This is a genomic window from Alteromonas sp. ABH4_454, from assembly GCF_056311775.1.
On sequence record NZ_CM149972.1, the window covers coordinates 2269601 to 2281250 of the forward strand.

Below are 11650 nucleotides of genomic sequence, written 5' to 3' on the forward strand. Positions count from 1 at the left end.
ACTTAGATAAACGTTACTCTTTAGTTTTAACCGAAAAGCAAGTTGTATATTTAGCGATATAAGTTTCATCGCCGTAGTCACACTACAGTGCAAAAGAGGCATGCGTTCTGTGTATGCCATTAGTATGCCAGAATAGTAGATGAATATGATGTCATTATGACAACACCTAAGTCAAAGAAATTAACAATGAACACGTTAGTTTCAGAGTCGCTTCTATGTATGACGATAAATAGTACTATATATACCATCGCCTTAATAGAGGAACACTCAGAAGGTAATTTATGGTTTTGTCCTTTCTTTTTAGTATAAAATGCCGCAAGACCTGCAGAAATCAAAGATCGGTCTAAACTGATTCGTTAGATTGTGTTTATATCGTGGCTATAGCGGTATATCAAACCCGAGATGTATATGGAAAACAAAAATTCTTCTGACAAGCTTTTGCCAAGGGATTCAAACAAGGTGGTAAAAGGGGGGCTTTTAGTCCGGAATCAAAGTGGCTTTTCAACTATTTACCGATTGATCGATCTTACTATTATTGTCTTTTTTTATTACCTTTCATCTTCTTATTATAACGTGCCCTTTGGAAATTTGAGTGTTTTACTTCCATTGGTGTACGTAATTTTCTTTCAGCTTTCAGCTGAGTCTATAGAGCTTTATCGCTCTTGGCGGGGTGAAAGAACTATCGAAATGCTGAGAGCTGCTGCAATAACTTGTGCGATAAGTGCTGCTGTAACGTTGACTGTAGGTTTTTTCTTTACGGGCTATATAGACAATCCCTCACCTGCAATTTTACTGTGGTTTGCTAGTTCTTTTCTTAGCTTGCTTTTGTGGCGATACGTGATGAGAAAGCTTTTGTTCAGACTGCGAAAAGTCGGAATGAATTCACGCAACGCAATCGTTATTGGAGCAACTACACTGGGATACAATGTAGTCCAACAAATTATTGAAAATGATCAGCTTGGAATTCGATTTAGCGGATTGTTCGACGATCGCGCGGAGTCCAGGTTAGCACATGAATTTCAAAGTCAAATCAAAGGCAAAATAGAAGACGCGATAGAGTTAGCGAAGCGAAACGAAGTGGATTACATTTACATAGCTTTGCCTATGAATGCAGAAAAGCGAATAAGACACATTTTAGATAAGTGCAGTGACACAACCGCAAATGTTTACATTATTCCAAATTTCTTCATGTATAACTTACTTAACGCTCGCTGGCAGAGTGTTGGCTCTGTGCAAGCATTAAGTGTGTACGACACTCCATTTCAGGGGGCGAGTAACGTTCTCAAGCGAATTGAAGATATTGTGTTGGGTTCGCTAATCTTATCTTTACTTTTAGTACCGATGTGTATTATCGCATGCGTAGTAAAGCTGACCTCTAAAGGTCCTATCATATTTAAACAGAAGCGATATGGTTTAGATGGAAAGCAAATTACTGTCTACAAGTTTCGCTCAATGACAACACAAGATAATGGCGCAAAAGTAAAGCAGGCTACAAAAAATGACCCTAGAATAACAAAAGTGGGAGGCTTCTTGCGCCGAACATCTTTAGATGAATTACCCCAGTTCATAAATGTACTGCAAGGTCGAATGTCTATTGTAGGTCCCAGACCTCATGCAGTTGCTCATAATGAAGAGTACAGGAAACTTATAAAAGGTTATATGTTGCGTCATAAGGTAAGACCGGGGATTACGGGGTGGGCTCAGGTCAATGGTTTAAGAGGTGAAACCGAGACAGTTAATAAGATGGCTCAACGTGTGGAATATGATCTAGAATATATTCATCGATGGTCTGTCTGGCTAGACCTAAAAATCATTGTGATGACTGTTTTCAACGGATTCGTTAATAAAAATGCTTACTAGTGCACATAAACATATTTAAAAGCTACGTGAGATAACTGAAGAGCGGCTTCATATTTACTCTTTTGCTCATTCTTAGCCGTTATGCTATTGCGTAGCGGCTAGTTTTTGTAACGCTACAAATCTTAGCACGGATTCTGAGTACATAGCTAATGCATTACCCTAGTGTGCCTTCAACCTAAAATCCTTACAATCTAACACCTTTACAACCTTATCCCTTTACAGCGTCGCAGCCGATCAGACCCTGCATCATAAACGCTGATACCGTTATTCTTCTGCGTGCCAATAGGCATTCACTCATCACTTCATCGCTTAACACTTACACAGCACTATAAGTTCATCGTGCTCGACAGACTTTGAGATAAATTCCATGAATTTTAGTTTTCCTGTTTGAAAAGTGTGCTTTTTTGCGTTTTTTTAGACTAAAAATTAAGAAAATTTATAAAGAGTTTTTAAATTTTGATGTATTTGCTCTCGTCATCTTGACATTTTTTCTATATTATCCAGACCACAAATAGCAACTATTATTATTTGCAATTGCAAGACGAATGAAAAGTTAAGCGGTTTGTAAGCGCTAGCGACTTAAAAAAGTATGCCGAATAATAAGGTTCTTGGTTGCCACTTGACACACAACACTTTGAGAACACTTGGAGAGTAGTTTTGAAATTCAAACTTACGAGTATTGCCACTGCGATAATGTTAAGCCCAGCCTGTATTTGCTGCTGATATGGAAGACATTGAAAGGCTGACGGTAGAAGGTAAATACCTTTCGGTTAACCAGTCTAACTCTATCAAGAGCCCTACGCCTATCATCGACGTGCCGCAAAGCTTGTCAATTATAACCGCTGAAGAAATTACGGCTCGCGGTATTACTAGCGTTGGTCAAATTATTGATTACACGCCAGGTGTTAATACTTCTCAAGGTGAAGGTCACCGTGATGCAGTGGTATTTCGTGGCGTACGTTCAACAGCCGACTTCTACCTAGATGGTAATCGCGACGACGTTCAATACTACCGGGCGCTATACAACGTTGAACAAGTAGAAATTCTTCGTGGACCGAATGCATTGCTATTCGGCCGAGGCGGTACTGGCGGTATTTTAAACCGTGTATCTAAAAAGGCGAAAACGGGCGAAAAATTCGTAAACTATAACGTTTCTGCTAACACCTTTGGTGCTTACAACCTTCAATTAGACACAAACGTTGATACAGGCGATAAGTCGGCACTTCGTATCAACGCTATGTACGAAAGCTTGGATAACCACCGTGACTTCTACTATGGAGATCGCTATGGTTTTAACCCAACTGCACGTTTTGAAGTAAGCGACGATACTATTGTTGATGTGTCATACGAATACATCGATCACGAGCGCTTCATTGACCGTGGTGTGCCAACGGCAAACGGCGAACCAGTAGAAGCATTTGAAGAAATCGTATTTGGCGACCCAGAAAATAACTACCAAACTCTTGGTGCCGACCTTTTCCGTGCAAACGTAGAACACACGTTTTCGGACAGCTTAAAAGGTAACTTCAATGCCTTTTACGGTGACTACGACAAAGTTTACTCAAACTTTTACGCTGCGGCTTATGACGCCGACACTGAAGTAGTAACCCTTGACGGTTATGTAGATACTACTCAGCGTGAAAACCTTATCTTGTCTTCAAACTTAGTAGGCGAGTTTGCAACGGGCAGCATTGAGCATACGGTTATCTTTGGTGGTGAGGTTATTAATACCAAGTCGAATCAAGACCGCTATAACCCTGTATTTGATTCTACAGATGGCGATAGGGAAGCGTTTAATGTAACTCGCCCTCTTAGTTTCAGAGGCCTAACGGGTACTAACTCAGTTGGCGAAACAGTTACTGCTACTTTTAGTGATGTAAACGACGATACACATGTAGACCTTGATGTTTACTCTTTCTACGTGCAAGACGAAATTGCACTATCAGAAAACCTCGATATAGTGCTAGGCGCACGCTTTGATAGCTTCGATATTGAAGTGTTTAATGTTGTTGCAGCTGAAACGCGCAGCAGAAAAGACGAAGAAATATCGCCACGTGCAGGCCTTGTTTACAAGCCTCAAGAGAATATCTCAATTTATGCGAGCTACAGCGAGTCGTTTCTACCACGCAGTGGCGAGCAGTATGCGAATATCAACGGTGATGCAGACGCGCTTGACCCAGATACTTTCACTAACCAAGAAATTGGTATTAAGTGGGACTTCAGTGACAGTATGAGCTTTACGGCTGCTATATTTGAAAATGAGCAAACGTCACTTGATAACGACCCTAACGATGCAGAAAGCTTTGTGGAAGTAGACTCAGATGTATCTGGTTTTGAACTTCAGTTGCAAGGCTATATCACTGACAAGTGGTACGTTACTGCTAACTACAGTAACCTTGATGGCGAAAATGCAAGCGGTGTGGAGCTTCGTGAGCTACCTGAAAACACCATGTCAGTATGGACAACTTACGAAGTGAATGAAGTATTTGGCTTCGGCATTGGCGCAACATACCAAGACGAAAGTAAGGTATCGACAAGCGCTACGTCACCTGTACTGCCAAGCTATACCCGTGTTGATGCATCAGCGTACTACACACTTAGCGACAAGACACGCCTTCAGCTAAACGTAGAAAACTTAACTGATACGCTTTACTTCCCTAATGCACACTCTACGCATCAGGTTACAGTTGGCGCACCAATCAACGCCCGTTTATCTTTGATTGGTTCTTTCTAAGTATAACGGAAAGATTATCCATAGAATTTAAAAGCCATTCGTGAAAGCGAATGGCTTTTTTATTTTGCAGAAAAGTTGTTCCAAGCGCCCTTGATGTTATAAGCGTATTTGCAGCTAATATTGTTGTACCTTCATACTGACTAAGTCAGCAAGTCAGCAAGTCAGCAAGTCAGCAAGTCAGCAAGTCAGCAAGTCAGCAAGTCAGCAAGTCCGCGTTACGCCTGTTTTGCGAAGTCGATAAGTGTCTGTCCATCCATGCGATAGCCTAGCCATTCACTCTTTGGTTTAGCGCCAAGGGACTCATAAAAATCGATAGCAGGCTTATTCCAATCTAAAACACTCCACTCAAAACGGCCGCAGTCATTTTCTACTGCTGTTTTTGCTAAATGTTGCAGCAGCGCTTTACCCGCACCTAGGCCACGAGATTTCGGTGAAACATAAAGATCTTCAAGATAAAGTCCGTTGCGACCTTGCCAAGTGGAATAATTAAAGAAGTACACGGCAAAGCCAATAGGGGCATCGTTATTCTCGCAAATAACGCAATGAGCAGTGGCACCTTCGCCAAATAGTGTTTTTAGAAGCGCTTCTTCAGAGGCCTCTACTTCATGTTCGGCTTTTTCATAAATGGCAAGTTCCAGGATGAACTGGCGAATTTGTGAAATATCACTAGGCGTTGCTGGTCTTATTGAAATTGCATTGTTCATAGTGTTTTCCTTTCAATAGGCTTGAAAAAAAATGAGCCTCGAAGGCTCATTTTTAAAAGTTGAGTGCGTTTCTAACACTTAGTAGTGAACGGCTATATAGTGAGGCTATCCACTAGTCGGTTGTTAGTTAACTGCTAGTCAAGTGGGCCAGCAGGCTGAGGTGTATGTGCTTGATCCGCGCCATTGCTTTCGACTTGGCTACTAGACTTTCTACGTAATACTTTTCTTTTTATGAACGAGAAAGGTCCACGCAAATCTAGCAGTATCAAGTACAAACAAGGTACCAAAATGAGTGTTACTAAAGTCGCGTAAAGCACCGCAAAGCCAAGCGCAGCCGCCATAGGTACCACAAACGCCGCCTGTAGGCTGGTTTCAAACATAATTGGCAGTACGCCCACAAACGTCGTGATTGAGGTTAACGTAATTGCCCTAAAGCGCGCGGTACCGGCCTCAGTTACAGCTTCTTTTATACTGTAGCCTTGTGCACGGCGCTGATTCACAAAATCAGTCATAACCAGCGAGTCGTTGATAACAACCCCAGCTGCTGCAATAAGGCCAAAGTTAGACATCATAGATAGGTCTAGGCCTAGTACAAAGTGGCCGAACACTGCACCTGTAAAGCTAAATGGAATAACCGACATAATGATAAGGGGTTGCCCATAGCTCTTAAGCGGAACGGCTAAAAGGATGTACACCATAATCATGGCCGCTAAGAAGAACAGTATTTGCTCGTTTTGTTGCGCCTGCTGCTCTTCAATATCACCGCCAAGCTCAGTCATGACCGAAGGAAACGACTCTTTAAGCTGAGGGAGTAGCTTGTCTTGAATTTCTGTGACGACCTCGTTAGGTTCAACTTTTTCTTCATCAATGTTGCCCCAGATATAAACACTGCGGTAACCACCTTCTCGTCGAATGTAGCTAATACCCGGCTTTTCTTCTAAAGCAACCACGTCACCAAGCATTACTTCTTGACCGTTAGGGGTTTTGATTAAAGAGTACTTCAAGTCAGCAAAGCGTTCGCGGGTAAGTTCAGGGTAGCGAACCATAACCCTAACTTCTTCACCGTTGCGAATAACTCGCTGTGCTTCTCCACCGTAAAAGCCTGCACCAACCTGCGAGGCGATATTAGAAAGAGTAAGTCCTAAATCGTAGGCAACCGGTAGCAAGGTCATTTGTACTTCTTTGCTTGGTGGGTCGATAGTTGAACTTACATCAAACAAGCCTTCTTGCTGCTGCAGCATTTCAATGAACTTAAGGCCAGCCGCGTTTAAGGTGTTAATGTCTGGGCCAAATAGTAGATATCCGAATTCACCGTCGTCACCATCACCGTTTACATCATCAACCACAGTAAACGACTTCATTCCGGAAATTTCGGGAATGGCTTCGCGCCAGCGTCGAGCAAGCTCGAAAGTGTCGATAGGGCGGTCTTCTTCATTAACCAGTGGCGTAAGAATGCGCCCTTCATTGCTGTCTTCGTTAAAGGCGAGCCGATCGCGAATCATGCCTTGCCCAAACTCATCAATGATTTGTTCTTCAACATCTAGAATGGTTTGCTCAACAATTTTAAGTGCATTGATGGTTGCAAGATCAGAGACGTTTTCATTCATCTCTATTTTTACGCTAGGGAAGTCGTGTGGCACTTTAGGGTTTGGCACCATGCGCACATAGTTCGCGCCAATCAGGCCCATGCTCAACATTAGCATAGCCACGAACATCATAAGTACTGCCCAGCGCCACTCAATCGCTTTTGTAACTGTACGCTTGTATGGACCATTCACGAATGCAAAGAAGCCTCTGTTAAAGCGTGCACGCCAGCTATCTTGTCTTACAGGTGAGAATTTTGTGTGAGCTAAATGCGCGGGCAAGATGAGTTTTGACTCAATTAAACTAAATACCAAACACAAAATAACTACTACAGCGATGTTATAGAAAAATGCACCTTCAGGGCCGCTGCTTAGTGTAAATGGAGCAAATACCGCAATCGTAGTTAACACGCCAAAGGTAGCTGGGGTAGCCACGCGTTTAGCGCCGCGAACCACGTTATCTACGCCGCCGCCCTTGCTTTCAATTTCGGTGTAAGCACTTTCCCCAATAACAATAGCGTCGTCAACCACAATGCCCAGCACCATGATGAACGCAAAGAGCGAAAGAATATTAATACTTACGCCGAAAACTGGCATAAGCATCATTGCACCTAAGAAACACACCGGTAGGCCGACCATAACCCATAGCGCCAAACGAAAGCGCAAGAAAAGGGTAAGCATAAACGCGACGAGTACAGACCCTTGAACAAGGTTTGACAGCATCATGTCTAAACGCGCGTTAAGGTAGTAGGTCATATCTACTAAAACTTCTAGGCTGACGCCCTGAGGAAGAGTCTCATTTCTCTGGTCGATATAGGCTTTTACAGTCTCAGCTACAGGAATAGTGTTTTGGGTTTTAGTGGCTTTAACAGCAATGTAGATGGCGTTCATGCCGTTGTACTTAAAGTAGCGTTCGCCTTCGACAAACCCGTCATTAATATAGGCAACATCACCTAGGGTAACTTTAGCGCCACCTGAGCCAATTTTAATGGGGATTTGTTTGAACTCGTCGCCGCTGTAGTATTGATTTTCAACGCGAACTGACACTATGCCAGAATTAGTTCTAAGCTGGCCTGCAGAGATATTCGCTGAATAACTATTAATAGCCTGCGTCACATCGGCAATAGTTAAGCCGTACTTTCTTAGCGTATCGGGCTTTATTTCGATAGCAATTTCATCATCGGGTGTATTGGCTTCCACCAAAGATATAGAGCCAAGTTGAAGTAGTTCATCTTCGACTTCTTTTGCCAGCACTTTAAGCTCGGACAGCGGTAAGTCGCCAACAATGGGCATTTCTATCACTTGCTGCTGGAACTCTACTTGCGAAACGTTTACTGGCTCCATGCCAGCTGGAAAGGTTGCAATGCTGTCTACGCGAAGTTTGACCTTGTCTAGAACATCAGTAAGCTCAGCTTTAGTATCAATCTCTAAAGTGACGGCACCGCCACCACGAAATGCTCTAGATACAGTACGCTTGATTTCAGTGATGTCTTTCACCGCTTCTTCTACTTTGATGAAGATACTTTCTTCAATTTCTTGTGGCGAAGCGCCAGGGTAGTTGGCTTCAACGGTAATGTAGTTAATCTCGATGTTAGGAAACATCTGACGCTGAATAGTAAAGTAGCTGGCTATACCCATGACAATAATGAAGAACATCAAAAGGTTGGCTGCTACTGAGTTTCTTGCAAACCAAGAAATAATGCCGCTTTGCGTATCGTTATGATTTTCCATGACAGCTCCTTAATTAGCTTGTGCTGTCACGATTTCAGCTGTGGTCTCAATAACCTTCACAGGCATCCCGTTTTGCGGGTATTCAGGCAAACTCATTACTACCTTTTTTGCATTGAAGTCACCCTGAATGAGGAAGTCGCCATTTTCTTCACGGACTACCTCAACCTTATGAGATTTCAATCGGTCTTCATCGTCAAGGGTCCACAGCAGGCGATTGGTTACCAATTCCTGTGGTACACGGTATACGTCACTTAACGTTTTACCTTCAAAAGCTATCGTGCTGTACGAACCAAATTTAACGATAGGTTTAGATGAGTTAATTGCATAAGGGTCTTCAATGCGTGCCACGAAATAACTCATGCGCGTGGTGTTGTCTACAACGCCGGTATCTCGGTGGATGGTGCCTTTTACCGTAGCGCCCTGAATGTCATCGACTTCGATGGCAATTTCACTTCCTATTGTACTATCTGAAAGAAAAACGCGATCGAACCCGGCAATAGGGAAAGTGACTTCGGCATACTCTATATTATTAAGAATAGCGACAGGTGAACCCTGAGTCACATAGTCACCTGTGCTGATGTCTCTTGAGACAATAAGGGCATCGTATGGGGCTTTTACTTTACAGTTATCTAAATCGCGCTTTGCTATTTTTAGTTGGGCTTCTGCAGATTTAAGCGCTGCCTTTGCGCTCATTACTTGTGGCTTGCGAAGGTACAAATCGGTAACCCGCGCATTAGGCATCGTTTTCGCTTCCTTTGCCGCCACATCTGCTTGCGCTTCTTCTTGAATCAACTGAGCTTGTGCACTAGCTAAGTTTGCTTCTGCCAATAGAAGTGCAGCTTCATATGCATCAGCTTCTATTTCAAAAAGGACTTCACCACGTCGTATTAGACCGCCGCTTACAAATTTCGGGTTCCAACTCTCAACCTCTCCAGATACTTGCGCAGCAAGGTTTGTGGTTTCAAGAGGCGTGATTTCGCCATAGGAAGTGAGTTGTACGCGCACATCTTCTGGCGATAACGTTTCAATAGTCACGGTTGGGCGAGTATCAACCTCCTCTGTTATAGCGCTGTCGGAAGCAGACGCTTCGATTCCTTTCATTCCTAAATAACCTACCAGTAAGACACCAATAGGTAACGCAACTTTCATCCATTTCATGGGTAGATCTACTTTTATAGCGAATACTAAGCATAGTGTAGCGCTAAAGTGTTTCAGTAATACAGCGCAAATGTAACTAAACGTGAGTCAACTTTGTGTAAAGGACACAAAATTATTGATTACTGTACTTTTAAAGAGGATGAGCCAGATAGAGGTGACGAGCTTATAAATGAAGAGGCGCATACACGATTGCGCCCATTATCTTTTGCGAAATAGAGCGCTTTATCTGCACGGCGTATAGCACTTGAAACATCGGTATCAGCGCTGACCTCACTCACGCCAAAGCTACTCGTTACATGTATTTTTTTACCATTTATATCTAATGGGGCTTTACTGAGTAATTCTTTAATACTTTCTAATGCCTGCACCGCACCGGTCTCATTGGTATCGGCAAAGATAAACATAAATTCTTCACCTCCCCACCGCGCGAGAATATCTTGCCCGCGAAGCCGAGAGCTAAATAACTTAGCGATTTGCCTAAGCACCTCGTCACCTTTTTCGTGACCGAGGGTATCGTTTATACTTTTAAATCTATCTACATCGGCAATGGCAACAGAGAAGGGACGTTTACTGCGCAGCATTCTTGCGTATTCTCTATCTAGACACTGCTGAGCACCACGTCGATTTAGCAAATTTGTTAAATGGTCGTGTTTCGCTTGTCTCTCAAATTGTTCACTGAGATAGAGTGCGGTGTCGTAACTTTTCTGTCTGCTATATTCGTAAAAAGCAGATAGAAAAGAAACGGTTAGAAAAGAGTAGAGTAGGCGAGTTTTAAACGCATAGGTGTAGTTAGCAACGAAGGCTGCATCGTTAAATCCGAACAGGAGGATTGCGCAGGTAATCGTAAAGGCGATGAGCGCCAGTAGCCCGCGAACAAATCCGGCAAAAAACATGGTCACAGGCGGAACGAGGTAAATCCAAAGTGGGCCAGTGTTATCCTTACCACCCGTGATAATCAACAGTAATGTTAATACCATCAGGCAGCTGATCAGCAGCGTGATTGACCAGGTGCGAGCGCGAGGTGAAGAAAAGCGTACTTGTAACTGCTGCGAGACAGCAAAAACAACACTCGCAATAAACAGCGTTGTAGAGAGTGGATATTCAGCGTCGATAAAAGCACGAGTACCCAGCAAAAACGTAATAGACATACCAACGGCGGCAAACAGGTTAACCACAATAATGCGCCTGTTAGTTTCGTCTTTTTGGTGGCTTTTTACGCCACTGAATACGTATTGCTTAAACCGACTGAGCATAATTAGCTTTGTTGGTTAATCGTTATGTTAATATCTTGAGCCAGCTTTTTAATCGCTGACCTCATGGCTTTTATGCTAGATGCAAAGCCATCATTGCTAAGCGGAGCCTTGAACCTAAATGAGTGGATACTGGCTTCTTTTGAAGCGCGCGTAATTGCGTATTGTCCAGAAAGTATTACTTCACCTTCATATGTACTGACAAAGTCATTGAGATATAAAGATAAGTGCGGTGTTTCTTCACTTGCATAATGGTCGGGGCGAACAAGCGCTACATTACTCGAACCTAGAGCACTAGCGAGCGCTTTAGTCAGTCCTTCATCTACAGGCTCAGCCCATAAGTGGCTCGTAGAAATGTGAAGATTAGTGTCACTTGTTTGATACACCAATCCTCTATGCTTTAGATACTCTGGCAATGTTACTTTATCTAAAACGATACTTTGTTTCGCCTCGCGGTCTAAAACAGACTCAACGTTCGTTGAGTGGAGTAGGTAATAAGTCAGCGCGTTAGGGGCGCTACTGCATGCAGATAAAAAAGAAAACAATACAGCTAAAATTATGATTTTTATTGTTTTGTTATCCTTATTGAAAGAAAAAGTATTAACCTGCATTTTCATATAATTTAATCCT

General features: G+C 42.9%; 7 protein-coding genes. 2 read left to right on the forward strand and 5 right to left on the reverse strand.

Annotation, left to right across the window (positions count from 1 at the left end; all coding sequences use genetic code 11):
- Window positions 1–408 precede the first annotated feature (408 nt).
- Together ACYX4W_RS09880 and ACYX4W_RS09885 are read left to right on the forward strand one after the other, a co-directional pair.
- On the forward strand, window positions 409–1860 hold the full coding sequence (locus ACYX4W_RS09880; protein ID WP_476075417.1) for an undecaprenyl-phosphate glucose phosphotransferase: 1452 nt from the start codon (window positions 409–411) through the stop codon (window positions 1858–1860).
- Between the two features lie 724 nt (window positions 1861–2584).
- Window positions 2585–4594, forward strand: a complete 2010-nt coding sequence (locus ACYX4W_RS09885; RefSeq protein WP_476075418.1) for a TonB-dependent receptor — start codon at window positions 2585–2587, stop codon at window positions 4592–4594.
- A 215-nt stretch (window positions 4595–4809) separates the two neighbouring features.
- Here the strand turns inward: ACYX4W_RS09885 and ACYX4W_RS09890 are convergent, their stop codons facing one another.
- The 5 genes from ACYX4W_RS09890 to ACYX4W_RS09910 all read right to left on the reverse strand — a co-directional run bounded on the left by ACYX4W_RS09890 (window position 4810) and on the right by ACYX4W_RS09910 (window position 11637).
- Window positions 4810–5298, reverse strand: a complete 489-nt coding sequence (locus ACYX4W_RS09890) for an N-acetyltransferase family protein (RefSeq protein WP_474854393.1) — start codon at window positions 5296–5298, stop codon at window positions 4810–4812.
- Between the two features lie 134 nt (window positions 5299–5432).
- Window positions 5433–8612 carry an efflux RND transporter permease subunit gene (locus tag ACYX4W_RS09895; RefSeq protein ID WP_476075419.1) on the reverse strand — a complete coding sequence of 1060 codons (3180 nt, stop codon included), beginning with the start codon at window positions 8610–8612 and terminating at the stop codon, window positions 5433–5435.
- Window positions 8613–8621: 9 nt separating this feature from the next.
- Window positions 8622–9770 carry an efflux RND transporter periplasmic adaptor subunit gene (locus tag ACYX4W_RS09900; RefSeq protein WP_476075420.1) on the reverse strand — a complete coding sequence of 383 codons (1149 nt, stop codon included), beginning with the start codon at window positions 9768–9770 and terminating at the stop codon, window positions 8622–8624.
- Between the two features lie 119 nt (window positions 9771–9889).
- On the reverse strand, window positions 9890–11023 hold the full coding sequence (locus ACYX4W_RS09905; RefSeq protein WP_476054551.1) for a GGDEF domain-containing protein: 1134 nt from the start codon (window positions 11021–11023) through the stop codon (window positions 9890–9892).
- Window positions 11024–11025: 2 nt separating this feature from the next.
- Window positions 11026–11637 (reverse strand): PqiC family protein, encoded by a 612-nt coding sequence (locus ACYX4W_RS09910; RefSeq protein WP_476075421.1) that lies wholly within the window; start codon window positions 11635–11637, stop codon window positions 11026–11028.
- Window positions 11638–11650 lie beyond the last annotated feature (13 nt).